General features: G+C 69.4%; 18 protein-coding genes and 1 pseudogene. 4 read left to right on the top strand and 15 right to left on the bottom strand.

Going from position 1 to position 26,194, the window contains the following annotated elements; translation table 11 throughout:
- Positions 1–116: 116 nt before the first annotated feature.
- Positions 117–1,484: a glycoside hydrolase family 6 protein gene (locus ACJ73U_RS14035; RefSeq protein ID WP_407778039.1), complete on the bottom strand. Its 1,368-nt coding sequence runs from the start codon at positions 1,482–1,484 to the stop codon at positions 117–119.
- Between the two features lie 343 nt (positions 1,485–1,827).
- Positions 1,828–2,706, bottom strand: a complete 879-nt coding sequence (locus ACJ73U_RS14030; RefSeq protein WP_407778038.1) for a glycoside hydrolase family 6 protein — start codon at positions 2,704–2,706, stop codon at positions 1,828–1,830.
- Positions 2,707–3,041: 335 nt separating this feature from the next.
- Here ACJ73U_RS14030 and ACJ73U_RS14025 point away from each other — a divergent pair, with 335 nt between their 5' ends.
- On the top strand, positions 3,042–4,079 hold the full coding sequence (locus tag ACJ73U_RS14025) for a LacI family DNA-binding transcriptional regulator (protein WP_407778037.1): 1,038 nt from the start codon (positions 3,042–3,044) through the stop codon (positions 4,077–4,079).
- Positions 4,080–4,192: 113 nt separating this feature from the next.
- Positions 4,193–5,431: a serine hydrolase domain-containing protein gene (locus tag ACJ73U_RS14020; protein ID WP_407778036.1), complete on the top strand. Its 1,239-nt coding sequence runs from the start codon at positions 4,193–4,195 to the stop codon at positions 5,429–5,431.
- An 84-nt stretch (positions 5,432–5,515) separates the two neighbouring features.
- Here ACJ73U_RS14020 and ACJ73U_RS14015 read toward each other — a convergent pair whose 3' ends face one another.
- Positions 5,516–8,077: a glycoside hydrolase family 9 protein gene (locus ACJ73U_RS14015; protein WP_407778035.1), complete on the bottom strand. Its 2,562-nt coding sequence runs from the start codon at positions 8,075–8,077 to the stop codon at positions 5,516–5,518.
- A gap of 234 nt (positions 8,078–8,311) precedes the next feature.
- On the opposite strand from ACJ73U_RS14015, the gene ACJ73U_RS14010 reads away from it, so the two are divergent.
- On the top strand, positions 8,312–9,358 hold the full coding sequence (locus ACJ73U_RS14010; protein ID WP_407778034.1) for a lytic polysaccharide monooxygenase: 1,047 nt from the start codon (positions 8,312–8,314) through the stop codon (positions 9,356–9,358).
- A 278-nt stretch (positions 9,359–9,636) separates the two neighbouring features.
- On the opposite strand, the gene ACJ73U_RS14005 is transcribed toward ACJ73U_RS14010, so the two are convergent.
- Complete coding sequence (locus ACJ73U_RS14005; RefSeq protein WP_407778033.1) at positions 9,637–10,176, bottom strand: hypothetical protein; 540 nt, start codon at positions 10,174–10,176, stop codon at positions 9,637–9,639.
- A 151-nt stretch (positions 10,177–10,327) separates the two neighbouring features.
- Between ACJ73U_RS14005 and ACJ73U_RS14000 the strand changes: the two genes are divergently transcribed.
- Positions 10,328–12,274 (top strand): glycoside hydrolase family 9 protein, encoded by a 1,947-nt coding sequence (locus tag ACJ73U_RS14000; protein WP_407778032.1) that lies wholly within the window; start codon positions 10,328–10,330, stop codon positions 12,272–12,274.
- 310 nt (positions 12,275–12,584) lie between these two features.
- Here the strand turns inward: ACJ73U_RS14000 and ACJ73U_RS13995 are convergent, their stop codons facing one another.
- From ACJ73U_RS13995 to ACJ73U_RS13945, 11 genes and pseudogenes are all read right to left on the bottom strand, one after another.
- On the bottom strand, positions 12,585–13,604 hold the full coding sequence (locus tag ACJ73U_RS13995; protein WP_407778031.1) for a LacI family DNA-binding transcriptional regulator: 1,020 nt from the start codon (positions 13,602–13,604) through the stop codon (positions 12,585–12,587).
- Positions 13,601–14,509 carry an ABC transporter ATP-binding protein gene (locus ACJ73U_RS13990; protein ID WP_407778030.1) on the bottom strand — a complete coding sequence of 303 codons (909 nt, stop codon included), beginning with the start codon at positions 14,507–14,509 and terminating at the stop codon, positions 13,601–13,603. Before ACJ73U_RS13990 ends, ACJ73U_RS13995 begins: the two co-directional genes overlap by 4 nt.
- Complete coding sequence (locus ACJ73U_RS13985) at positions 14,509–15,459, bottom strand: ABC transporter ATP-binding protein (RefSeq protein WP_407778029.1); 951 nt, start codon at positions 15,457–15,459, stop codon at positions 14,509–14,511. The genes ACJ73U_RS13990 and ACJ73U_RS13985 overlap by 1 nt, the downstream gene beginning before the upstream one ends.
- Positions 15,460–15,511: 52 nt before the next feature.
- The gene (locus tag ACJ73U_RS13980; RefSeq protein WP_407778028.1) at positions 15,512–16,468 is read right to left on the bottom strand and encodes an ABC transporter permease; all 957 of its coding nucleotides are present in this window, start codon (positions 16,466–16,468) and stop codon (positions 15,512–15,514) included.
- Positions 16,468–17,457, bottom strand: coding sequence for an ABC transporter permease (locus ACJ73U_RS13975; RefSeq protein ID WP_407778027.1), 990 nt, complete (start codon positions 17,455–17,457; stop codon positions 16,468–16,470). Before ACJ73U_RS13975 ends, ACJ73U_RS13980 begins: the two co-directional genes overlap by 1 nt.
- Positions 17,458–17,464: 7 nt before the next feature.
- A complete protein-coding gene (locus ACJ73U_RS13970) occupies positions 17,465–19,186 on the bottom strand; it encodes an ABC transporter substrate-binding protein (RefSeq protein WP_407778026.1) in 1,722 nt (573 codons plus the stop codon).
- A gap of 15 nt (positions 19,187–19,201) precedes the next feature.
- Positions 19,202–21,103: a cellulase family glycosylhydrolase gene (locus ACJ73U_RS13965; protein WP_407778025.1), complete on the bottom strand. Its 1,902-nt coding sequence runs from the start codon at positions 21,101–21,103 to the stop codon at positions 19,202–19,204.
- 197 nt (positions 21,104–21,300) lie between these two features.
- Entirely contained in the window at positions 21,301–22,521 is a 1,221-nt protein-coding gene (gene mmsB / locus ACJ73U_RS13960) for a multiple monosaccharide ABC transporter permease (RefSeq protein WP_407778041.1), read from the bottom strand.
- A gap of 28 nt (positions 22,522–22,549) precedes the next feature.
- On the bottom strand, positions 22,550–24,058 hold the full coding sequence (gene mmsA / locus ACJ73U_RS13955; RefSeq protein WP_407778040.1) for a multiple monosaccharide ABC transporter ATP-binding protein: 1,509 nt from the start codon (positions 24,056–24,058) through the stop codon (positions 22,550–22,552).
- Between the two features lie 32 nt (positions 24,059–24,090).
- A complete protein-coding gene (gene chvE, locus ACJ73U_RS13950) occupies positions 24,091–25,206 on the bottom strand; it encodes a multiple monosaccharide ABC transporter substrate-binding protein (RefSeq protein WP_407778024.1) in 1,116 nt (371 codons plus the stop codon).
- A 16-nt stretch (positions 25,207–25,222) separates the two neighbouring features.
- A pseudogene (locus ACJ73U_RS13945) lies at positions 25,223–26,194 on the bottom strand (L-arabinose isomerase); the annotation flags it as partial.

Below are 26,194 nucleotides of genomic sequence, written 5' to 3'. Positions count from 1 at the left end.
GCTGCCGTGCGCGGCGGCCGGCAGTGCTGAACCGACCAGCAGGGCGGCCGCTGCCGAGAGCACGGCGACGGCACGTAGTCGGAATGACACTGTCCACTCCTCTCTGATGTGTGCGTTCACAGTGGTGGGTAGGCGTTTGCCATGAGCTGCTGGAACTGCGCGGAGAACCAGTGCCCGGACAGCGGGGCGTCCGGCAGCGCGCCGGAGGGGTTGTTGCCGTTGCGCGGGTTGCCCTGGTAGGTCGGGTCGCACATCCGGTCGAAGCCCTTGCCCTCGTCGTTCGGGATGTCCTGGCTCGCGCCGTCGGACTCGCCCGGCGGCTTCATCCAGACGTACGCGTCGATCCCCGGCTCCGGCGCGGCCTTCGGCCGTTCACCCAGCCCGGCGCCGGCCTGGTTGCACCAGTTGCCGACGTGGACGCGCCGGTCGACGCGGCCGCCGTTCACGTAGTCGTCCACCGAGGTCTGCGGACCGGGACCGGTCGGGCGCGCGGCGCCGCCCCAGCCGTTGCGGGAGGTGTCGATCAGCATGCCGACGCCGGAGGAGAACCCGGACTGGACGAGCCGCGCCCGGAACGCCTGCGCGAAGGACAGCTCGTCGACGTAGCGGTTCCAGTCGACCCACTTGGACTGGCGGACGTTGCCGCCCATGTCGTCGACGGTGAAGTACGGCTCGCGCAGCGCCGAGTAGTTCGCCGTGTTGACGATGAAACCGGTCACGTTCGCCAGGCTGCTGCCCTCGGCCCGCGCGGCCTCCGCGAGCTGGTCGGCGGTCGCGCCGAAGTTGTCGTCCCAGCCGAGCCAGCCGTGGTGCCCGGCGTCGACGTAGTTGTACACGTTATCGATCGCGCCCAGCTTGGCCAGCGCGTAGCCGACACCCTTGACGTAGTTGCCGTTGGCCTTCATGGTGTCGCACTCGGGCGTGGCCGTCGGCCGGCCGCTGGTGTTGGTCACGAGGTTCGGCAACGAGTCGATCTCGACGACGGTGACGATCCGCAGGTTCGCGTACGCCGGGTCGGCGAGGCTCGCGGCGATCGGGTCGATGTAGTCGGACTTGTACCTGGGCAGGTCGTCCGGCCCCAGCTCCCCGTTGGACGCCAGTGCCGCGCAGTCGCGGCCGGGCAGGTCGTAGATCACGAGTTGGATCACGAACGGCCGGCCGCCGGACTGCTCGACGGCCGCGTCGAGGTGGTCACGCAGGCCCATGCCGCCGTTCACGCCGTCGATGGCCGCGATCCGGTCCAGCCACACGCCGGTCGGCTGGTCGGCGATCCGGCTGCCACCCGGTTCGGCGGCCGCCTTCGCGGACCATTCGGGATTCACGTAGACCCCCGCGCCGACATAGGGGTTGTCGACCCTGGGCGCGGGTGCCGCGGACACGGTGGTGTCCACGGCGAAGAACGCCACCGACGCGAGCGCGACAGTGGCGGCCAGGGCGCGGAGCAAGCCTTTCCTCGGCTTGCCCCGTGCGATGGCAGAACGCATGATGACTCCTTTGTCCTCTGCTTCTCGGGAGAATTTGGGAACGCTCCCAGGAAGGGACTGTAACCGCGCGGGCCGGACACGTGAAGCCCGTTCGGCCGAAGCGGACGCGATGCCGTCACGGACCGTGATTTTCCGACCGGACAAGCGGGCACGGACTAGGCCGTTCAGGGAGGGTTCAGCGGCCACGTTCGGCGTACGCCAGCGGAACGCCGCGATGTTGGGCTGTTCGGCTGTTGATCTTAGGCCGTTCGAGGGAACTTCGGTGGCTCCGGTAACGGTCGGAGAAAAGAAAATATCGGCGCGGCGAAATTGCCGCGCCGATATTTCTCGGACCCGCCGTGAATCAGCCCGTCGCCAGTTCGTAGGCGCGTTGCGGCACGAACTGGCCGGCGATCGCGATGCAGCCGTCCGCCTCGCCGGGCAGCTTCACCCACAGGAACGCGTCGATCCGCGGGTCGCCGGTCTCGGTCGTGCTCGGCGTACCGATCCTGCGGCCGGCCGGGTCGCACCACTCGTTGCCCGCGGGGCCGTTGCCGTTACGGCTCGTGTCGATCACCGCGTGCAGCCGGGTGTCGCCGAGGCCCGCGAGGACCGCCTTGGCGTAGCTGACCTCGGCCGCGGTCGTGCGGTAGTTGGACACGTTGGTCGAGATGCCGTCCGCGCTGTTCGCGATGTCGGCCGCCCGCAGCCGGTTCGCGGCCTCGCCGGAGGACAGCCACGCGGAGTGTCCGATGTCGAAGTAGACCTTCGCCTGCGCGGAGCCGGCCTTGAGCCGCTTTCCCGCATATGCCAGGGAACTGCGCGTCTCCGCCTGCTGTGTCGCGTTCTGGCAGTCGGTCATCAGCGCCAGCACGTCCGGCTCGAGCACGATGTAGGCGGGCCGGCCCGCGAGGCCGGCGGCCACCTCGTCGACCCACGCCCGGTAGGCCTCGTGGGAGGGCGCGCCGCCCGAGCTGGCCCCGCCGCAGTCCCGGTTCGGGATGTCGTAGACGACCATGATCGGGATCTTGCCGGCCGCGGCCGCCGCGCCGACGAAACCGTCGACCTGTGCACGCACCGTGCTCGTGTTCGTGGTGGTGAACCAGCGCGCCTGCGGCACGTTCGCGATCCGGTCGCGGATCACCGCGGCCCGGCTGTCGTTCGGGTTGGCGGCCACCCACTGGGCCGCGCTGGTCTCCGGATCCACGTAGAAGACCGAGGGTGCGGCCGCGGCCGGACTCACCGATGCGCCAACGCCGGCAATCACACCGATGGTGACCACCCAATTCCTGAAGCCCATCCATACCTCCGAGAAAAGCCGTGCGAAGTCGGATGGGAGCGTTCCCAAATCGTGTTCTCCCAGTGTGGTCGGTCCGCCACGCCGAGTCAAGGAACGGACGGGTCTGGGAGGGTTCCCAGTATCATGGCCGCGATGCGGGTGCGAGCGCGAAGGAGCGGGCGCCGTACGGCTGAGGCGCGTGCGCAGGGCGAGAAGGGCGAGCGCGCACCTCGGTTGTTCGGGATCTCCCACGCTGGCCGCCGCTGAGCACAACGGAGCGGGAACAGCGGGAGTGCGGCATGACGACGAACGACAGCCGTCGTTCACGGGCGAGCGGGCGCCCGACCCTGGAACAGGTGGCGATCGAGGCGAACGTCTCCCGGGGCACGGCATCGCGGGTCGTGAACGGCTCGCTCGAGGTGAGCCCGTGGGCGCTCAAGGCGGTGCAGGACGCGATCCGCAAGCTGGGCTACGTGCCCAACCACGCGGCACGCAGCCTCGTCACGCAGCGGAGTGACACGGTGCTGCTGGTGGTGTCGGAGTCGGAGGACCGCGTGTTCGGGGAGCCGTTCTTCGCGAGCCTCGTGCGCGGCCTCTCGCACGAGCTGTCCAACACTCCCCTGCAGCTCAACCTGATGATGGCCAACACCGCGCGCCAGCACGGGCGGGTCGAGCAGCAGGTCCGCAACGGCCACGTCGACGGCGTGCTGCTCATCTCGCTGCACGGCGACGACCCGCTCCCCCGCAACCTGATGGCCGCCGGCGCGCCGGTCGCCCTGATCGGCCGCCCGATGTCCGACATCGGCTCGACCCCGTACGTCGACGCGGACAACGAGTCCGGCGCCCGCACCGCCACCGACTACCTGTACCGCCAGGGCCGCCGCCGCATCGCGACGATCACCGGCCCGCAGGACATGGCGGCGGGCATCGACCGGCTGGCCGGGTACCGTTCGGCGCTGCGCGGCAAGCGCGGCGTGAACCGCCTCGTGGCCCAGGGCGACTTCGGCCAGGCCAGCGGCGAGGCCGCGACCCGCGAACTGCTCGCGAATGACCCCGACCTGGACGCGATCTTCGCCGCCAGTGACCTGATGGCCGCCGGCGCGCTGCGCACGTTGCGTGCCGCGGGCCGCCGGGTCCCCGACGACGTGGCCGTGATCGGCTTCGACGACTCCGAGGTGGCCCGCCACACCGACCCGACGCTGACGAGCGTGCGCCAGCCGATCCAGCAGATGGGCAGCGAGGTGGCGAAACTGCTGATAGCCCAGCTCGGCAACCGCGACGCCAAGCTGGGCCCGGTCATCCTGCCGACGGAACTGATCTGCCGCGAGTCGGCCTGACGGCGGTCCCGGGCGCGCGCCGTATGGATTTCCTATGGCGGCACCAGCCACGCCCGATAGGCCGCGGTCGGTAGACCTTGCCGCGTTGTCGTTACGCTGCAGGGAGTTGACGCATGACCTACCGACCATCTCGGCGCACCGCACTCGGCATCGCGGGCGCGGCCGCCGCCACCGGCGCCATCGCGACGTTCGCCGGCTCGGGCGCCGTCGCGGCGAGCGGACGGACCGGCGGGATACCCGCTGGCCTCGAACCGGGCGGTGAGCTCGACCGCCTGGCGGCGGACCTGGCGGCGAAGGACCAGTTCTCCGGCAGCTTCCTGCTCACCTACCACGGGCGGCCGGTGCTGGCCCGCTCGTACGGCATGGCGAACAAGGCCCTGTCCGTTCGCAACGGACCGGACACCCGCTTCGGGCTCGCGTCGGTGACCAAGCTGCTCACCGGCATCGCCATCGCCCAGCTGGCGCAGGACCGCGCGATCGCCTACACCGACCCGTTGGGCCGGCACGTCACGGGGTTCCCGGCCGAGGTCGCCGACACGGTGACGATCCACCACCTGCTCACCCACACCTCCGGACTCGGCGACTACGTCAACACGCCCGCCTACCGGGACAACTACCTGAGCTGGACGACTCCCGACGCGGTGATGAACGGCATCACGGACGTCGTCCGGCAGTCCACACCGGCCTTCCCACCGGGTGCGGCACACCTGTACAGCAACTCGGCCTTCCACCTGCTGGCCGTGATCGTGGCCAACGTGTCGGGGAAGTCCTACTTCGACTACATGCGGGAGCACGTGTTCCAGCGCGCCGGCATGCGTGACTCGGGCTTCTACACGACGGCGGACTGGCGGAACGACCGGCGCATCGCGCGGCCGTACGCGCCACCGCGGTCGGGCGGTGACCGGGTGGACACCCTCGACGAGCACGTCTTCATCGGCACCGGGTGCGGGGGCGCCTTCGCCACGTGCGCCGACATGGACCGCCTCGCGCGGGCGCTGCTCGGCAACCGGTTGCTGACGCCGGCGTTCACCCGGCTCACCCTCGACGCGAAGCTGCCGGCGGACGCCGGACCGCCGCCGGGACCCCCGGCTGGAGCCCCGGCTGGAGCCCCGGCGGCGCCCACGCAGCCCACCGCGCCGCGGCTCGGCTTCAAGGCCTACGGCGGGCTGGCGTCGATCAACGACGCGAACCAGTGGTCCTACGGCCTCTCCGGCGGGAGCACGCAGGGGGAGTCGACCGACTACGCCATCTACGCGGAGCAGGGCTGGGTGTGCGTCGTGCTGGGCAACTACGAGTCGGGGACGGCTCAGCTCATCTCCTCGCCGGCCCGTAGGCTGGTCAACGGCGGGTAGCGAGTGGACGGTCATCCGCCACGCGCCGGACCTCGGCTGGTACGCCCGTTCGAGGTCCGGCGGGAGCCGACGATCCCGGCCGTGCTACGCCCCGCAGATGTCGCCGTTCACCGCGAACCGGACCGGGGCCGTGTGCTCACCCCGCTCGCTGGCGGTGAAGCCGACCGTGACCGTGCCGCCCAGTGGTATCTGGCGGTGGCTCGTGGCGGTGACGTCCCGGCCGTGCTGGGTCCACGTCGCCGACCGGCCGTTCCTCAGCTTCTCGTTGCCCGTGAAGGCGAAGCGCAGCGTCCAGCCCGGCCACGTGGTCGTGCTCGTGTTCCGCAGCGTCACCTGCCCCGTCACGCCCCGGTCCGAGGTGTGCGCCTGGTAGGTCACCCGGCAGGCGCCCTGTGCCGTCGACTGTTCCGCGGTCCAGTTCGCGAGCCACGCCAGCGCGGAGTTCCAGTTGATCGCGACCTCGTTGACCGAGTACGCCTCCACGTGGTCGACGAAGCACCGCTGCGGCGCGCAACCGGTCAGCAGCCGGGCCGCCACCGGGTCCTGCAGACCACTGTTCGGACCGCCGGACAGCGCGCCGGGCGGCGCCGTCGGCAGGGACGGGTCGAGCTGGTTGGCCCAGAAGCGGTGGTGGACGTTGCGTACCGGCTGGTCGCCGTAGCCGGCCACGTACGAGTAGTTCGTCGGGTTGCGGCCCAGCAGGTAGTTCAGCGCGGTGAACGCGCCGTCGCGGTACTTCGGCCGGTGGGTCAGGTCGTAGGCGAGCGCCAACACCATGCCGTTGTTGGCGACCTGGCCGTTCGAGCCCCACTCGTAGCGGCCGTCGGCGTTGCTGTACGGCGCGGGATGACCGGCCGCCGCCATGTTCGTCAGGTGCTGGTCCGCCGTGGCCACCAGCGCCGCCCTGATAGCGCTCACATCCCGGGCCGGCAGGCTGGTCGGCACGATCGCGAGGGTGACGTCCCCGAGCGGGCCCGTCGCGGCCCAGTCGAAGCCGCCGACGGTGATGCTCCTGCCGGCGTACAGCGGCGAGGCCATGACGTCGGCGCGGTACCGGCCGGTGGTCGCGAACAGCTCCGCCGCCGCCCAGTAGAACTCGTCGGTCACGTTGTCGTCGCTGTAGGTGCCGCCGCCCTGGCCGTCGTTCGGGTCGGCCAGCATGTCCGGGTGCGCCTTGGCGGCCGCGTACGCCTTCTCCGCGGCGGCGAGCGCCCGGGACGCGAACGCCGGGTCGTACTTCTTCCACAGGCGGGACGCCTGGGCCGCCGCGGCCGCCAGGTTCAGCGTCGCCGCGGTGCTGGGCGCGGACAGCCGGCGCGGCTGCGGGTCCTGGTCGGGCCGGGTGGGCAACCCGGTCCACTGCTGGTCGTGGATCTTGTGGTGGGCCATGCCGGCGAGCGGCTGGCCGTCGGGTACCTGCATCCTCAGCAGGAACTCGACCTCCCAGCGTGCCTCGTCCAGCACGTCGGGCACGCCGTTGTGCTGTTCGGGGATCGCGAGCGTGCCGTCGCCGAGCTCGCGGGCGTCGCCGAGGATCGCGGTCCGCTCGTAGGAGTTCTGCAGCTGCCAGGCGGCGATCCCGCCGTTCACCACGTACTTGCCGTGGTCACCGGCGTCGTACCAGCCGCCGCGCACGTCGAGGGTGTACCCACAGGCCAGGTCCGCCCGGCACGGCACGTTGTCGTCACCCTGGTTGGGCGCGACGTTCACGTGGCCGGCCGGCCGCGCGTACGCGGCGCCGACGTACCGCTCCTCGATGGGCGTGCCGCTGCGCTGGTGGTAGAAGAACGCCAGCGAGTCGTAGCGCAGCCCGGTCAGCGCGGTCGTGGAGATGTCGAACGGGAAGCTCGTGTCCGCCCCCACCGACAGCGTGTACCCGGTGCCCGGCGTGTCGTAGCGGGAGAAGTCGATGAGGTGAACGTTCTCACCCGAGCCCGCGTCGAGGCCCTTCGGCACGGTCCGGCCGCTGGCCACCGCGACGCCGCTCGCGTTCCTGAGCGTCCACGGCAGCGGCGTGGTCGAGTCGGTGGCCAGGCTCGCCTGCTTCGGCAGGCCCGGCACGTAGCCGACCTGGTTGACGCGGATCGGCGGGGCCGGCTCGAGCCCCGGCGGCGGGAGCACGCCGCCGACCAGCGACACGTTGTCCACGCACACCGTGTTGTCGAAGCTCTGCCCGCCGAGCCAGAACGTCAGCTGACCGTTGCCGGCGGCCGGGAAGTCCAGCGAGGAGGTGAAGGTGAACGTGAACGTCTGCCGCTCGGTGGTCAGGTTCGCGTCGAGCTTGGCGACCTGCCGGAACGGCTCCACCGCCTCGCCCGCGACCGCGGCGATCGGCTGCGGCGTCGTGGCGCGGGCGTCGAACCGCAGCGTGTAGGACTGGCCGGCCTCGTACGGCACGCCGTTCTGCCCGACGAGCGCCTCCCAGCCGTTGGTCGTGCCACCGGTGACGTCGACGCAGAACTCGCCGCCCGCGACGTGACCGGCGGTGCCGGCACCCGTCCACCACGGGTCGGCGGCGCCGCTGTCGAAGTTGCCGTTCACGACCCGCTCGTAATCGGCTGGTTCCGCGGCCGCCGCGAGCGGTCCGCCCAGCGCCACGAGCACGGCGGCGGCCGTCAGCGCACGCCACCAGTTCCTGACCACCACGTCGTGATCCTCCGTCTACCCGAGATCATCCCGATTGGGAGCGCTCCCATAATGTAGCCGCCGCCCTCACGGCTGGGAAGTGGGTCGGCGCGCATTCGCGAACATCCACCGAACGGCTCAGTGCTGTGTGCACGTCGTTCGCGGGACACGCGCGAACTGTTCCCAGCCCGTGACCAACGCGGGTTACCGTGAACAGTTGCTGGGAGCGCTCCCAGACTTCTGAAAGAAGGCGCGATGACACGAAGTAGGGCAACAACGGTGTTGGCCGCCGTCGCGATGCTGATGGCCGGCCTCGTAGGGGCGGCGCTGAACGCGCCGCCCGCGTCGGCACACGGCGCGCTGATGACCCCCGGCAGCCGGACCTTCCTGTGCTGGCGGGACGGGCTTTCCCCGCAGGGCAACATCGTCCCGAAGAACTCGGCGTGTGCCGGCGCCGTGGCGCAGAGCGGGGACAACTCGCTCTACAACTGGTTCTCCGTGCTGCGCTCGGACGGTGCCGGCCGCACTCAGGGGTTCATCGCCGACGGCCAGCTCTGCTCCGGCGGCAACCCCAACTTCGCCGGTTACGACCGGGTCGGGAACTGGCCGCTCACCCACCTGACCGCGGGCGCGAGCTTCGACTTCTCCTACAACGCGTGGGCCGCCCACCCGGGCTGGTTCTACCTCTACGTCACGAAGGACGGCTGGGACCCGACCCAGCCGCTGCGCTGGGACGAACTGGAGTCCCAGCCGTTCGTGACGGTGGACCACCCGCCGGTCACGGGCCAGGTCGGCACCACCGACGGCAAGTACCTGTGGACCGCGAACCTGCCGTCCGGCAAGTCCGGCCGGCACGTCATCTACTCGGTGTGGAAGCGCTCGGACTCCAACGAGACCTTCTACGGCTGCTCGGACGTCACCTTCGACGGCGGCAACGGTGAGGTCACCGGCGTCGGGGTGGTCGACAACCCGCCGGACCCGAACGCCCCGCCGAACGGCGCCTGCACGGCGACCTGGGCGGTCACCGGCAGCTGGCAGGGCGGCTACCAGGCCCAGGTGAGCGTGCACAACCCGGGCACGACCGCGCTCAACGGCTGGCGCGTCGGCTGGACCATCCCGAGCGGCACCACCATCAACAGCGTCTGGAACGGCACGCTCACCACCGACAGCCTCAACACGCAGGCGACGGTCAGCAGCGTCAGCTGGAACGGCACGATCCCCCCGAACGGCGACCAGTCGTTCGGCCTGACGGCGAACGCGTCGAGCCCCACCGCACCGGAGGTCACCTGCTCGAGCCCGTGACCGTGAGCGGCCGCCGGCGTCTGGACTGACGAGCACGAAGACGCGGCGAGGAACGAGCCCGGCGTCTTCGCGCGCAGGAGGGAAGGCGCCGGGTACAGGCCGCGAACCGCCGAGCGAAGCGAGGCAATCCAACCCGTGAGCGACCGCCGACGTCTGGACCGAGTGAGCAGCGGAGGCGACGGGACCGCAGCGACCCTCGCTGAGCAGCACAGGGAGGGAAGACGCCGGAAACAGGCCGCGAACCCGCGAGCGGAGCGAGCCAATCCAACACCGTGTCCTCAACCGTGCGTGTGCTCGGAGTTGGCGAACACGCACCCGTCCTCGTCGGCGGGGATGCGGTGGACCTTCGTGTCCGTGAAGTCGCAGAGGAACCAGTACAGCCCGAGCCGGTCGACCCCGAGCGCGCCGGCCGACACCGCGAAGCCGTTGCCGAAGGCGAAGGACGGCCCGTCCGCGACCTCGCCGGCGGTCATCGCGTCGTGCCACGATTCCTGGAATTTTCGCTGGCCGTCGCCGGAGAACAGCAGCAGGCCGACGCGGGGGAATTCGTTCGACACCGAGCAGGTGGCCCATTCGGCCACGTACGGCTCGAACCGCGCGGCGTTGTCGGGTCCGATGAACCCCCGCAGCGCGTCGAGGCCCTGGGGTGTCACGTTCTCGCATCCCCCTGCGGTCTCGCGCATCCATCCGACCACCGCGTCCATAGTGGACAATCGGTCGCCGAGCGCCGCGGCCCCGCGGGTCGCCGCCTGGCGCACGCCGGAGCATCCGGCGAGCACGCACAGCGCGACCAGGAATGCCACCGCGACACGCTTCATGGCATTCTGCTCTACCCCACATTCCCGGCCGGCACAACCGGCGGCGGGCGGGCGGCGGGATCCCTCTTCCCAAATCCGGCCGACACACCCTACACTTCTGGGAGCGCTCCCAGACAGCGGACCAACCGGTAGCCCTCAACGAGGAGGCCCCGTGCGCAACCGGCTCCCCCTGCTCGCGGTGCTGGCCCTGGCCGGCGCCGTGCTGGTGGCACCCTCGGGTGCCGCGACGGCCGCCGCCGCGCCCGCCTTCAACTACGGCGAGGCGCTGCAGAAGGCGATCTGGTTCTACGACGCGCAACGCTCCGGCGCGTTGGGTGCCGGCAACCGCGTCAGCTGGCGCGGCGACTCGGCCCTGAACGACGGGAGCGACGTCGGGCTCGACCTGAGCGGCGGGTTCTACGACGCGGGCGACCACGTCAAGTTCGGGCTCCCGTTCGCGTCGAGCATGACCATGCTCGCCTGGGGTGCGATCGAGTCGCCGGCCGCCTACCAGCGCGCCGGCCAGCTCGCACCGCTGCGGGCGAACCTGCGCTGGGGCATGGACTGGCTCATCAAGGCGCACCCGCAACCCCAGGTGCTGTACGGGCAGGTGGGCAACGGCAACGCCGACCACCAGTGGTGGGGCCCGGCCGAGGTCATGCCGATGGCCCGCCCCGCCTACAAGATCGACGCGAACTGTCCCGGCTCGGACCTGGCCGGCGAGTCCGCCGCCGCGATGGCCGCCGCGTCGATGGTCTTCTCCGACGACACCGCGTACAGGAACACCCTGCTGACGCACGCGAAGCAGCTCTACACGTTCGCCGACCAGCGGCGCGGCAAGTACAGCGACTGCATCACCGACGCCCAGAACTTCTACCGGTCCTGGAGCGGCTACCAGGACGAGCTGGTGTGGGGCGCGATCTGGCTCTACCGCGCCACGGGCGACGCCAGCTACCTCGCGAAGGCCGAGGCGGAGTACGACGCCCTGGCCAACGAGCAGCAGACCACCACGAAGTCCTACCGCTGGACCATCGCGTGGGACGACAAGTCCTACGGCGACTACGTGCTGCTGGCCCAGCTGACCGGCAAGGACAAGTACTTCACCGACGCGAACCGCTGGTTGGACTTCTGGACCGTCGGCGTCAACGGCCAGAAGGTCCGCTACTCCCCCGGCGGCCTGGCCTTCCTCGACACGTGGGGCTCGCTGCGGTACGCGGCCAACACCGCGTTCGTCGCGCTGGTGCACAGCAGGAACGTCACCGATCCGACGTTGAAGGCGCGCTACCACGACTTCGCCGTCCGGCAGATCAACTACACGCTCGGCCAGAACCCCCGGAACGCCAGCTACATGATCGGTTTCGGGCAGAACCCGCCCCGCAACCCGCACCACCGCACCGCACACGGCAGCTGGACCGACAACATCACCCAGCCCGCGCAGAGCCGGCACACCCTGTACGGCGCGCTCGTCGGCGGCCCGGACGCGAACGACGCCTACACCGACGACCGGCAGAACTACGTGGCCAACGAGGTCGCGCTGGACTACAACGCCGCCTACACCGGCGCGCTCGCCAAGCTGTACGACGAGTACGGCGGCACCCCGCTCGCGAACTTCCCGCCGGCCGAGACACCCGACGGGCCGGAGCTGTACGTCCAGGGCGCGGCCACGCAACAGAGCGCGACGTTCACCGAGGTCAAGCTGTACGTGGCCAACCAGTCCGCGTGGCCCGCGCGGGCGCTGGTGGGCGGCAAGGTCCGCTACTTCTTCACCCTCGACGGCACCACCACGCCCAGTCAGCTGACCGTCACCATGAACTACAACCAGTGCGGTGCGGCGTCGGCGCCGATCCAGTGGAGCGGCAACGTCTACTACGTCGAGGTGCCCTGCCCCGACACGATCGCCCCGGCCGGGCAGAGCCAGTACCGCAGGGAGATCCAGGTCCGCGTGACGAGCAGCGGCACGTGGGATCCCACCAACGACTGGTCCTACAGCGGCCTGCCGACGGGCAGCGGCGCCCAGCCGGCGAACACCAGCCACATCGTCCTGACCAACGCGGCCGGCGCAGTCCTCTGGGGCAGCGCGCCGCCTCGGTCAGCGCCCGGGAGTCCCTCCGGACGCTGACATCCGGGCGGGTCGCCGGCACGTGGCAACCGGCGACCCGCCCGCACTCCTCCCCCTGTGCTGAGCCCAAGAATGTGATCGCGCACATCGGGGTGCGCGACCACAAAGACCCGGGCCCGCCAGCCGCCGCTGGCGGGTCCGGGTCACCCGCAAGCCCACCCACCGCGCGAGTCGCACGGTCAGCACCGCCGAGTCGCGTTTTCGCGCCTGTTCCGATGCCCACGAACGGAACCCGTCGGCGTCAACCACGGAACTCGCGGGTGCCGAACCGAACCCATGAGTGCCCGACGCGAGACTCGCGCGGGTGGGGCTAGTTCCGGGGTCGGGCAGTGCTGCCGCGGACCACCAGGCGCGGTGGGGTCTGCTGGACCTCGGTCACCGTCTCGCCGTCGAGCAGGGCCAGCAGGCTCTCGGCGACCTGGTAGCCGTAGGCGGCGATGTCGCGGCTCACGGCGGTCAGCGGCGGGTGCGTGATCTCGCACAGCACCGAGTCGTCCCACGCCATGATGGACAGGTCGCCGGGCACGCGCACGCCCATCTCGTGGGCCACCGACACGCCGGCCACCGCCATCACGTCGTTGTCGTAGATGATCGCGGTCGGCGGGGTCCCGCCGCTGAGCAGGCGCCGGGTGGCCTGGGCGCCGGCCTCGGGGCTGTAGTCCGTCGGGATCGTGGTCGCCCACTCCAGCTCGAGCCGCCGGGAGACGGAGTCGAACGCCGACGAGCGCATCTCGTCGTGCAGCATGCCCGGCACGCCGCCCACCCGCGCGATCCGCTTGTGCCGCAACGCCGCCAGGTACTCGACCCCCATCACCATGACGCTCGCGTCGTCGATCCACACCGCGGCCAGCCCGCCGTGGTGCCCCGGCCCGCCCACCACCATCACCGGCAGGCGCAGCTCCTCCAGCACCGGGACCCGGGGGTCGTCGACGCACAGGTCGACCAGGAACACGCCGTCGACCCGGCGTTCGGCCCACCACCGGCGGTACGTGGCGATCTCGGCCTCGTGGTCGGGCACCACCTGCAACAGCAACGCGGTCTGGCTCGACGCCATCGCGCTCTCCATGCCGGAGATGAGCTTCATGAAGAACGACTCGGCCCCCAGTGTGCTCGCCGGTCGGGCGAGCACCAGGCCGAACGCCCCGGCCCGCGCCCCCGACAGTGCCTTGGCCGCGCTGTTGGGGTGCCACCCCATCTCCAGCGCGAGCCGCAGCACCCGCTGCCTCGTCGCCTCCGACACGCCCGGCTGCCCGTTCAGGGCGTACGACACCGCGCCCTTCGACAGCCCCGCCTGCCTGGCGACGTCGGCGATCGTCACTCGTTTCGTCACACCGGTTCGCTCTTCCGTCCATGGTGAACACCCGCCGTGTCGAAGCACGCCACGAAGTGGTCGTACTCGACCTCGTCGAGCGGTGCGCCACACTCGTGCCCCTCGGTCTCCGGGACCGGCAGGTCCTCCCAGCGCACCCCCAGCCGCGGCACGGACGCCAGCAGGGTCCGGGTGTAGGGGTGGCGCGGGTCACCGAAGACCTTCTCGGTCGCGCCCCGCTCGACCACCGCCCCGTGCCGCAGGATCACCGTCTGGTCGGACAGGTAGTTGCCCAGCGACAGGTCGTGCGTGACGAACAGGACGGCGAGGCCGCGTTCCTTCAGGTCAGCCAACAGGTTCAGCACGTCGATCCGCGTCGACGCGTCCAGCATGCTGATGATCTCGTCGGCCACGAGCAGCCTGATGTCCAGCAACAGCGCGCGGGCCACCAGGAGCCGCTGCAGCTGCCCGCCGGAGAGCTGGTGCGGGTACTTGCCCAGCACGAGGTCCGGGTTCAGGTTGACCGAACGAACGACCTCCACCACCCGGTCGCCCCACTCGTCGTCCTTCGCGGACGGGAAGTAGGACTGGCGGATCATCGCGAACACCCGGTCCGCGCGGAAGATCGGGTTGTAGGTGCTGAACGGGTCCTGGAACACGCCCTGTGCGTGCCGGTAGTACTCCTTCAACCCAGGTCCCCGCAGCCCAGTGATGTCGTTGCCCTCGAAGGTGATCGCGCCCGAGGTCGGCCGCAGCAGCCGCAGGATCATCCTACCGATGGTCGATTTCCCGCTGCCGCTCTCCCCGATCAGCGACGTGACCTGGCCCGGCGCCAGCTCGAAGCTCACGTCCCGGACGGCCTGCAGCGTGCCCCTGCCGAACGCGCCGACCCGGTAGGTCTTGGAAACCCGCTCCAACCGCAGCATCACGTGACCTTCCAGCAGGCGACCTTGTGGTTCTTCGCGACCTCGACGAACGGCGGCTGCTCGGCGCACTTGTCGAACGCGAGCGGGCACCGGTCGCGGAACCGGCAGCCGGACGGCGGGTCCAACAGCGCGGGCGGACTGCCGGCGATGCCGGTCAACCGCTTGCCGCTGTAGCGGACCCCGACCTCGGGCAGCGCGGAGATCAGCAGCTGCGTGTACGGGTGCTGGGGTGCGGAGATCAGCACGTCCGTGGGTGCCGTCTCGGCCAGCCGGCCCGCGTACATGACCGTGATCGTGTCGGCGATCTGGTACACCAGGGACACGTCGTGCGTGATGACGAGCATGCCGCGCACCAGCTGGTGGTCGCGGAAGGAGGCCAGCGCGAGCGCCACGGCCCGCTGCGTGGACACGTCGAGCGCCGAGGTCACCTCGTCGGCGATCAGCAGCGACGGGTTCAGCAGCGTGGAGATCACCATCACCATGCGTTGCTTCATCCCGCCGGACAGCTCGATCGGGTACCGGTCGAGCACGCCCCGGTCGAGCCCGACGAGGTCGAGCCTACGGTTCAGCTCGTCGCGCACCGTCGAGAACCTGATCTTCCGCGACTCGACCAGCTCGCGGACCATCCGGCCGATCCTGCGCGTCGGGTTCATCGCGCTCATCGCGTACTGCGGCACGATCGACACGTCGCTGAACCGGAACCTGTTCATGGCGGCGGTGTCCCCGATGGGCAGTTCGGCACCGTCGAGGGTGACCGTGCCGGCGACGTGCCGCATCCGGCTGTCCATCCGGATCAGGCTCTTGCCCAGCGTGGTCTTGCCCGACCCGGACTCGCCGACGAGCCCCATGATCTCGCCGTCCGCCACGGAGAAGGTGACGCCGTCGAGCGCCCGCACGTCGCCGCGCAGCGTGCGGTAGTAGACCTTGAGGTCCTCGACCCGAAGGCTCATGACGCCACCTCACCCGTTCCGCGGTGCCGGAACGCTCCGCAGGCTCCGCTCATCACATCTCCCGGAGCTTGGGGTTGAAGACCTCGTCGAGGCCGACGTTCATGATGTACAGCGCGCCGACGATGATCGTGATGCCCGCGCCCGGCGGGATGAACCACCACCACAGCCCGAGGTTCATCGCGCTCCACTGCTTGGCCTGGTTGAGCATCAGGCCGAGCGAGATGCCGTTCGTCGGGCCGAGCCCGATGAAGTCCAGTGTCGCGGCGAACAGGACCGCGCCACCGAACAGCAGGATGAACACCATGAACAGGTAGGAGGCCATGTTCGGCGCGATCTCGCGGAAGATGATCCGCCGCACCGGCATCCCGGACAGCTTCGCGAGGTCGACGAACTCCCTGGCACGCAACGAGAGGGTCTGCGACCGCACCGCGCGCGCCACCCACGGCCAGGAGAACAGCCCGATGATCACCGCCTGGGCGCCGACGCTGCGCACGTCCTGGTACGCCGCGATGATCATCAGCACCGCGAGCACCGGCAGGACGAGCACGATGTTCGTGACCATGTTGAGGATCTCGTCGATGAGCCCACCGCGGTAGCCGCCCACGAACCCGACGACCATGCCGAGCACGCCCGCGATGAGTGCCGCGACCGCGCCGACGAGGAACGTGGCCCGCAGGCCGTGCACGAACTGCGCGAACACGTCCTGGCCGAACGTCGTGGTGCCGAACCAGTACTCACCTGACGGCCCCGCGGACGGCGGCCCGACGTAGGCCATCGGGTCGCCGCCGTTGAACAGGGGGCCGAACAGCGCCAGGAGCAGGAAGACCAGCACGACGACGAACCCGCCGACGAGCTTGCCGTTGCGCCGCGCGAAGTACAGCGCCTCCCGGCGTATCGGTGCCGCGTGCACGGTGGCCACGCCGGGCACCGTGGCCACCTCGGACGTGCCGGCACCGACCGGGGTGGGCGCCGCGTCCGGGACTTCGGTCCTCGCGTTCGGTTGCGTCATCAGGCACTCCCCATGCCGACTCTGGTGCGGGGATCGACCAGCACGTAGACGATGTCGATGATGAAGTTGGCCACCAGGACACCGATCACGATGAACAGGAAGATCCCCTGCAGCAGGAACAGGTCGCTGGACTTGATCGCCTCCAGTACCAGGTAGCCGAGCCCCCGGTAGTCGAAGACGATCTCGGTCACCACCGCGCCGCCGATGATCACCCCGAGCTGCAACGCGAGCCCGGTGACCTGCGGCAGCACCGCGTTGCGGAAGGCGTACCGGCGCACCAGCCCCTGTGGCGCCCCGAGGGCGCCGAGGTAGTGCGCGTAGTCCGCCTCCAGCTCGTAGATGATCAGGTTGCGCATGCCGATGGCCCAGCCGCCGAACATCACCAGGAACAGCGACAGGAACGGCAGGAACCAGTGGCTGATCAGGTCCTCGATGAACACCCACGTGAAGGACGGCTGCAGGGTCGCCGAGAAGCTGCGGCCGACCGGGAAGACGCCGGCCACCTTCCCGAGCGCCCACGCCAGCAGGATCGCGAGCCACATGTAGGGCGTCGCGGTCAGCACGTACCAGACCGGCAGGACGGTGTTGTCCAGCAACTTCTTCCGCGCCGCGTACGCGCCGAACTTGTTGCCCGCCCACCAGCTCAGCAGGATGGCGGGCAACAGCAGTCCGAGCGTGTACGGCACGGCGCCGAGGATGATCGACCCGACGGGTTTGGGATAGGCCCACAGGCTCGTCCCGAAGTTGCCCTGGAGCAGTTCGCCCCAGAAGTTGAGGTACTGCTTCCAGATGGGCAGGTCGAAGCCGAACAGGTTGGTGTAGTACTCCCGCATGGCCGCGACCCCGGCCGGGTCCTGCAACCCGGCGCGCGTCACCATGGCGCGCACCGGGTCGCCCGGCATGAAGCGCGGGATGATCCAGTTGACCGTCACCGCGACGACGAACGTCAGCGCGTAGATCCCGAGCTTCCTGCCGAAGTACCGTCCCATGGAGCCGTCACTTCTCCTCGGGAGCCGGCTTCAGCTCGGCCAGCATCTTGATCGAGCCGCGCTGCAGGTAGCCGTGCCACATGGTGGGCACGAGCTTCGGCCCCTGGTCCGACGGCCAGTTGGTCCACACGTTGTTGCTGTACTGCGACCAGAGGCCGTTGTACCACAAGGGGATCACCGGTTCATCGGTCAGCTGGATCCGCTGCAGCTGTGAGGTGATCGCGTTCATGCCGGCCAGGTCGTCGACCTTCGTCCCGTCGAGCTTACTGACGAGGTCCCAGGCCTGCTGGTTCTCGTAGCGGCCGTAGTTGATCGTCGTCTGCTGCTCGAGCACCGGCAGGCCGAAGACGTACTCGTAGTACCGCCACGGCGTGTTGTCCATCTGCCGGTCGTTGTTGAGGATCAGGTCGAACTGACCGGACTCGCGCTGGTCCTGCACGACCTCGGCCGCCGGGGTCTCCGCGGTGATCTGGATACCGGCGGACTTGGCGCTGTCCGTGATGACCCGGGCCGCCTCGTTCCAGTCCGTCCAGCCGGACGGGGTGGCGAGCTTCAGCGAGATCGGCGAGCCGTCCTTGTTCTCGACGAACCCGTCGCCGTTGGTGTCGCGGTAGCCGGCCTGCTCCAGGATCCCTTTGGCCTCACTGGTGTCGTAGGTCGGGCCCAGCTGGTCGACGACGCCCTTGTCGATGTACTTGTCCCAGATGGGCAGCAGGCCGGTGGGGTTGGCCTTCTCCACGATGTTGCTGTACACCGAGTTCACGATCTTGTCGGTGTCGATCGAGAACGCCAGTGCCCGGCGGAAGGCCGGGTCGTTCATCGGGGCCTTCTTGGTGTTCGGGATCAGCCAGGTCGTGTTGGCGGCCAGCATGTAGGGCGCGTCCTTGAAGTAGGTCTGCAGCTTGTAGCCGCCCTTGACCAGTGACGCGATGCCGGGCAGGAAGTTGTTGGACAGGTCGATGTCACCCTGCAGCACCTGGCCGAGCGCGGCCTCGTTGCTGGTGTTGACGATGTCGACGATGTACTTGGGCTTCATGTTCAGGCCGAGCTTGTCCTTGCCCCACCACTTGTCGTTGCGCTTCCAGACCATGCGGTCCTGGTCGTGCGTCTCGTAGAGGTACGGGCCGGAGCCGACCGGCTTGTCGAAGTTCGCGCCCTGCGTGACGTCCTTCTCGGACTTCCCTTCCCACAGGTGCTTCGGCAGGATGGGGTTGAAGTACACCCAGTTCGCCCACTGCTGGTAGTGCGGTTCCTTGAAGGTGACCTTCGTGGTCTTGTCGTCCACGGCCTGTACCGAGTCGATGGAGCCGTACAGGGGGTTGTACTGCACCGTCTTCATCTTGCCGAGGTTGATGGTGAACGCCACGTCTTCCGCGGTGATCGGTTTGCCGTCGCTCCACGTGAGACCGTCGCGGAGCGTCACCTCGTAGGTCTTGTCATCGACCCACTGGTCCTTCTCGGCGAGCCAGGGCTCGAACTTGTCCCCCAGCGGGTCGTAGAGGAACAGTGTCTCGTAGAGGAGTCCGACCGTGCCGGTCGCGTAGTCGTTCTGCCGGAAGGGGTTCGCGTTGCTCGGTGGTCCCCACTGGGTGCCGCTGGTGAACAGCGTCTGGTTGCGCGGGTAGGAACCGGAAGCACTGTCCGAACCACCGCCTTCCGCACCCGTGCAGGCGGCGGCGAGTAAACCCACCGACAGGAGCAGGGCCAACAATCTCGACCGTTTGCGCATCGCGCCTCTCCTTGTTCAGAAATCCTCGAGTGCCAGCACCCGCACGCCGTACGGGCGCAACGTCACCTCGTCCACGGGCTCCCCCGTGACGAGATCGGCGAGCCGCCCCCGCGTGACAACCGGCTTCGCCCGCAGTTCTTCCGCCGCCTGGCTCACGAGCCAGACGAACCGCCTGCCGTCCCGGTGGCGCAGCTCGGCCGCGTGGACGAGCGGGTCGGCGACGGTCACCGGCCGCGACACGCCGGCCATGGCCGCCAGCGCGTCGTAGATCCGGTACGTCGGTTCGGGGTTGACGTGCGGCAGCGCCGCCGCCATCCCCTCCAGTGGGAACGTGCACAACACCAGGTGGCCGGCGCCGTGCCCACGCCGCAGCAGCACGGGGTTGCCGTGCCGGTCGACCGCGACGACCTCCGCGTCGGTCGCCCGCACGGGCAGGTACGACCGTGCGTGCTCGTTGCCCCCCGCGCGGAAGGTGAGCGTCGTCCCCTCGCCGAGGGAGCCGAAGTCGGTGGTGAACGTGACCGCGACCTCGTCGTCGGTGATCGGGTCGACCAGGCCGTACCGCAGCTGGTGCTCGACGCCGAACATGCCGTTGACGTCGGCGTGCCACAGGCCGCGCTGCACGCCGTGGTTGCCCGGGCTGTAGGAGGCGTAGACGGTCGCGCCCCGCTCGGCGAAGGCCGCGAGGTCCCGCCACGCCGGCCCGGTCAGCTGCTTGGCCGACGGTAGGAGGTAGAGCTTGCGGTCCCCCGGCAGCCCGTCGCGTTCGCGTGCCGTCCCCACCGGCAGGTCGGCTTCGCGGGCGGCGACGTAGGCCTGGCGGAGCACCTCGAAGACGTAGGTGTGGTCGTCCGGCTGCGTGAACGGGTAGTCCTGCTCCAGGTAGGACGGCACGACCAGCGCCGTCTCGCGGTCCGGCCGCGCGCACGCGGGGAAGTCGATGTTCGCGAGCACATCGGCGAACTCGCGGAACTCGCGCAGGGCGGGCTTGGGGTTGCCCTCGACGTCGGTGAGGCCGAACCGCATCTCGAAGGCGTGGTGGCGGTAGGGGTCCTGCGTGTGGAGGTTGTCGTAGTCGCTGTTGTTCCAGCCGATCCAGCCGGTCGCACCGGCGAGCAGCGAGTTGTGCAGGAGCTGGCGGTAGTAATGCGCGGCGTTCTCCCGCGAGACGAACGCGTCGGTGACGCCGAACTCCTCCAGCACCACGGGCTTGCCGAAGTCGGCCAGCTCGCAGATGAACGCCGCGGTCAGGTGCTGGCGGACGATGTCGGTCTCCATGCGGTACACGTGCGGCCCGACGAAGTCCGTGAGCGCTCCCAGATCACGCACGGAGAAGCCGTTGTCCGACCCCGTGATCTCCATGCCCCAGGCGCCGTCCCCGATGGACACGGGCTGGGTGCCGCCGCCCGCGCGGACGGCCTGGACCATGAGCTGCGCCCACGGCGTGACCTTCTCCCGCGGTGAGCGTTCACCGTAGATCGGCATCTCGTTCGAGATCAGCCACCCGGCGACGGCCGGGTGTTCGTGGAAGCGGGCGGTCATCCGCTCGACGAACCAGGCCTGCCTGGCGACCATCCACACGTCGCCGTAGAGGTCGCGGCCCTGCCGCCAGACCGGGTCCCAGTTCTCCCCCGACATGTGCCCGACGATGAAGGTCGGCACGGTGGCCATGCCGGCGTCGGTGTGCCGGTCGAGGAAGTCGGCGTACCGGGCGACCATCTCCTCGTCGATCCGGTCCGGCGCCGGCATGAAGTCCGGCCAGTAGAAGAACGACCGGGTGAGGTTCATCCCGTGCTCGGCGAGCACGGCGAGCTCCCGCGCGATCAGGTCGGGGTCGTAGCCGCGCCACATCAACGGGCCCCCGGAACGGGACCAGAAGTTGGCGCCCAGCCACGGCCGGCCGTCGTGCAGAAGCATCGTCGCCTCCAAACGCGCACGAGGAACTGAACCGCGTAAGTGCGAGCCCAGGAATCGAGCGTCGATCGACGCGGAGCTTACGACAACCATTCACGTCGTGACTAGACCCTTGAATGAACCGGTTCAGTAACTACTGAACACAAAGGAGGGCTGCCCGGGACGACGCCACACCCTGGACAGCCCTTCTCCGTGGTCGGTCAGCGCACGGCACCCGCGCGGCGCTTGGTCCAGACGTCGTAGGCGACGGCCGCCAACAGGACGAGACCTTTCACGAGCATGACGCGCTCGCTGGGGGCGCCGATCAGGGACATGCCGTTGTTGATGACGCCCATGATCAGGCCGCCGGTGATCGCGCCGATGACCTTGCCGACGCCGCCCTGCACGGCCGCCCCGCCGATGAAGGCGGCGGCGATCGCGTCCAGCTCGAACGACGTGCCCGCGGTCGGGCCGGCCTGGTTGAGGCGACCGGCGAAGATCACGCCCGCGAGCGCGGCCAGGACACCCATGTTCACGAACACCCAGAACGTCACCGGCTTCACCCGCACGCCGGACAGGGTCGCCGCCTGGAGGTTGCCGCCGACGGCGTAGATGTGCCGGCCGAACACCGAGCGGTTGGCCATCAGCGAGTAGGCCAGCACCAGCACGGCCAGCAGCACCAGCACCCACGGCAGGTTCCGGAACCGCGCCAGCTGCACCACCACGAACATGACCACGAACGCGGCGAGCACGATCTTGCCGACGAACAGCGGGAACGGGTCCACGACCTGGCCGTAGCCCTGCCGTGCCCGCCGCGTCCGCCACTGCACCAGCGCGAAGCCGACCACCACGAGGATGCCCACCAGCAGCGACAGGACGTCCGCGCCGCCCAGCGGGCCGAGGCCGACGTTGCCGAGGTAGCCGTCGGTGAAGCCGTTCGCGAGCGTGCGGATCTCGTTCGGGAACGGGCCGATGCCCTGGTTGCCCAGCACGGTGAGCGTCAACGCCCGGAACACCAGCATGCCGCCGAGGGTCACGATGAACGCCGGGATGCCGAAGAACGCGACCCAGTACCCCTGCGCCGCGCCGATGAGCGCGCCGGCCGCCAACGTCACCAGGACCGCGAGCCACCACGGCATGCCCCAGTTGACGGTCAGCACCGCGCTCAGTCCGCCCGTCACCGCCACCACGGAGCCGACCGACAGGTCGATGTGACCGCTGATGATCACCAGGATCATGCCGATCGCCAGGATCAGCACGTAGGAGTTCTGCACGATGATGTTCGAGATGTTCCCGGGTTCCAGCAGGTCACCGTCGGTCAGCACGGTGAACAGCACGATGATCATCGCGAACGCGACGTAGATGCCGCTCTGCCGCAGGTTGATCCGGATCCGCCGGCGCGGTGGCTCCGGCGTGGCCACCGGCGGCGAGGAGGCGTCCACTTCGGACGGCCGCGACTCACTCGCCAGGTCACTCACGGCTTACCTCCTGCGTCATGTACTTCATCAGCCGCTCCTGCGTCGCCTCGGCGCGCGGCACCTCGCCGGTGATCCGGCCCGCCGACAGTGTGTAGATCCGGTCGCACAGCCCCAGCAGCTCCGGCAGCTCCGACGAGATCACCAGCACCGCCTTGCCCTGTTCGGCCAGCGAGTTCACGATGGTGTAGATCTCGTACTTCGCGCCGACGTCGACGCCGCGGGTCGGCTCGTCGAGGATCAGCACGTCCGGCTCGGTGAACATCCACTTCGCCAGCACGACCTTCTGCTGGTTGCCGCCGGACAGCGTCTGCACGCCGGCCTGCACGGTGGGTGTCTTGATCCGGAGCGCGGTGCGGAACCGCTCCGCGACGCTGACCTCCTCGTTGTCGTTGACCCAACCGCGTTTCGACAGCAGCGAGAGCCCGGCCGCCGACACGTTCCGCTTCACGTCCGCGACGAGGTTCAGCCCGTATCGCTTGCGGTCCTCGCTCACGTAGGCGATCCCGTTGCGGATCGCCGACTCGACGGTGCGCACGTCGATCACGCGTCCGTCCTTGACCACCCGGCCCGAGATGTCCACGCCGTAGGTCCTGCCGAACACGCTCATCGCCAGCTCCGTGCGCCCCGCGCCCATGAGACCCGCGAGGCCGACGATCTCCCCGCGTCGCAGCGAGAGGTTCGCGTGGTCGACCACGACGCGACCGCGGATGGTCGGGCTGTGGACGGTCCAGTCCTCGATCCGCAGCACCTCCTCGCCGACGTGCGGCTCGCGGGGCGGGAACCGGTGCTCCAGGTCGCGCCCCACCATGCCGGCGATGAGCCGGTTCTCCGTGACGTCGCTCGCGTCGAGCGTCTCGATGGTCCGGCCGTCCCGCAGGATCGTGATGGTGTCGGCGATCGCGATGATCTCCGACAGCTTGTGGGAGATCACCACGCACGTGATCCCGTCCTCGCGCAGGCCGCGCAGCAGCTCCAACAGGTGCGCGGAGTCGTCGTCGTTGAGCGCGGCCGTCGGCTCGTCCAGGATCAGCAGCCTGACCTTCTTGGACAGTGCCTTCGCGATCTCGACCAGCTGCTGCTTGCCGACACCCAGCTCCCCGGCCGGCGTCACCGGGTTCTCCCGCAGCCCCACGCGGCGCAGGTGTTTCTCCGCCTCGTGGTTGGTCCGGTTCCAGTCGACCATCCCGTGCCGAGTCATCTCGTTGCCCAGGAACAGGTTCTCGGCGATGGAGAGCTGACCCACCAGCGCCAGCTCCTGGTGGATGATCACGATGCCGCGTGCCTCGCTGTCGCGGATGCCGGCGAACGAGCACACCGCGCCGTCGAAGTAGACCTCCCCGGAGTACGTCCCGTGGGGGTGCACCCCGGAGAGGATCTTCATGAGCGTGGACTTGCCGGCGCCGTTCTCGCCGCAGATCGCGTGGATCTCACCGCGCCGCACCGAGAACTCCACGTCCCGCAGCGCGGTCACGCCGGGGAACGACTTGGTGATGCCGTGCATCACCAGGATGTCATCAGCAGAGTCCACCACCGCTACCTCAGCTGGTCTTCGGTGTAGTAGCCGGTGTCGATCAGTTCCTTCTTGTAGTTCGACTTGTTCACGATCACCGGCTGGAGCAGGTAGGCCGGCACGACCTTCTCGTGGTTGTCGTAGTCCTTGGTGTTGTTGACCTCGGGCTTCTTGCCCGTCAGCAACGCGTCGGCCATGTTGGCGGCGACCTTGGCGAGCTTGCGGATGTCCTTGTGGATCGTCGAGTACTGCTCGCCGGCGATGATCGACTTCACCGACGCGACCTCGGCGTCCTGGCCCGTCACGATCGGGTACGGCTGGCCCGCGGTGCCGTAGCCGGCACTCCGCAGCGCCGACAGGATGCCGATGGAAAGACCGTCGTACGGCGAGAGCACGCCGTCCACCTTGGCGGCGCCGTAGGTCGAGGTGAGCAGGTCCTCCATGCGCCGCTGGGCCGTGGCGGGGTCCCAGCGCAGGATCGCGATCGTCTTGAAGTCCTTCTGCCCGCTCTTGACCACGAGCGTGCCGTCGTCGAGGTACTTCTTCAGCACCGACATCGAGCCGTCGAGGAAGTAGGTGGAGTTGTTGTCGTCCGGCGAACCGGCGAAGAGCTCGATGTTGAACGGGCCCTTGGCGGTGCCGGGCGACCCGTCCGGGTTGAGGATCTTCAGGCCGGTCAGCAGCGACGTGGCCTGCTGCACACCCACCTTGAAGTTGTCGAACGAGGCGTAGTAGTCGACGTTGGGACTGTTGAGCAGCAGCCGGTCGTAGGAGATGACCGGGATCTTGTGGTCGGCGGCCAGCTGGAGCTGCGAGGTGAGGGCCTTGCCGTCGATCGACGCGATGATCAGTACCTGCGCGCCCTTGGTGATCTGGTTCTCGATCTGGTTCGCCTGGGTCGGGATGTCGTTCTCGGCGTACTGGAGGTCGACCTTGTAGCCCTTGCCCTCCAACTCCTTCTTGAGGTTGTCGCCGTCGTGGATCCAGCGCTCGGAAGCCCGGGTCGGCATGGTGACACCGACGAGCGACCCCGGACCACCCTTCTCCTGCTGGTCGGCCGTCTTCTCCGACGATCCGCAGGCGGCCAGGGACAAGGCCAGGCCGGCGGTGAGGACCGCAGCGAGCCGAGAGAACCTCATCGTTTCTCCGTTTCTGTCAGTGCAGGCCGTTGGCGAGGCGGTAGTAGGCCTGGTTCCAGCGCAGCCGATCGGCGAACGCGTCGGTGGTGGTGTCGTCGTCGATGAGCACGAGCTCGGTTTCGGCCATGCGCGCGAAGTCCTTGAGCACGCCGGAACCGACCGACTGGGTGAGCACGGTGTGGTGCGGGCCGCCCGCGGTGAGCCAGCACTCGGCGGAGGTCTGCAGCGACGGCGCGGGCTGCCACACCGCACGCGCGACCGGCAGCCTCGGCAGCGGCTCGTCCGGCGGCACGACCTCGATCTCGTTGGCCACCAGGCGGAAGCGGTCGCCCATGTCGGCCAGGCCGACCACCACGCCCGGGCCGGCCGTGGCGTCGAAGACCAGGCGGACCGGGTCCTCGCGGTCGCCGATGCCGAGCGGGTGGATCTCCACCCGCGGGCGCCCCGTCGCGATGGTCGGGCACACCTCGAGCATGTGCGCGCCGAGGATCTTGGGCTCGCCCGGGCCGAAGTGGTACGTGTAGTCCTCCATGAACGAGGTGCCCCGGCCGGTGCCGGTGCCCATCGCCTTGATCGTGGCCAGCAGCGCCGAGGTCTTCCAGTCACCCTCGCCGCCGAAGCCGTACCCATCGGCCATCAGCCGCTGCACCGCCAGGCCGGGCAACTGGCGCAGACCGCCCAGGTCCTGGAAGTTGGTGGTGAACGCGCCGAACCCGCCGGCGACCAGGAACTGCCGCAGGCCGGCCTCGATCCGCGCCGCGTAGCGCAGCGAGTCGTGCCGGTCGCCGTCCTTGCGCAGCTCGGGCGCCAGGTCGTAGACGTCGGAGTACTCGGCGACCAGCGCGTCCACGTCGGCGTCGAGCACCGCGTCGACCACCTCGACCAGGTCGTTCACGCCGTACGTGTTGACCGAGACGCCGAAGCGCAGCTCGGCCTCGACCTTGTCGCCCTCGGTCACCGCGACGTCGCGCATGTTGTCGCCGAAGCG

Origin of the sequence: Actinophytocola sp., from assembly GCF_045807065.1 — a bacterium.
Lineage (GTDB): Bacteria > Actinomycetota > Actinomycetes > Mycobacteriales > Pseudonocardiaceae > Actinophytocola.
Note: the sequence above shows the minus strand (reverse complement) of the source record. Positions and strands in the feature narration are given on the sequence as shown.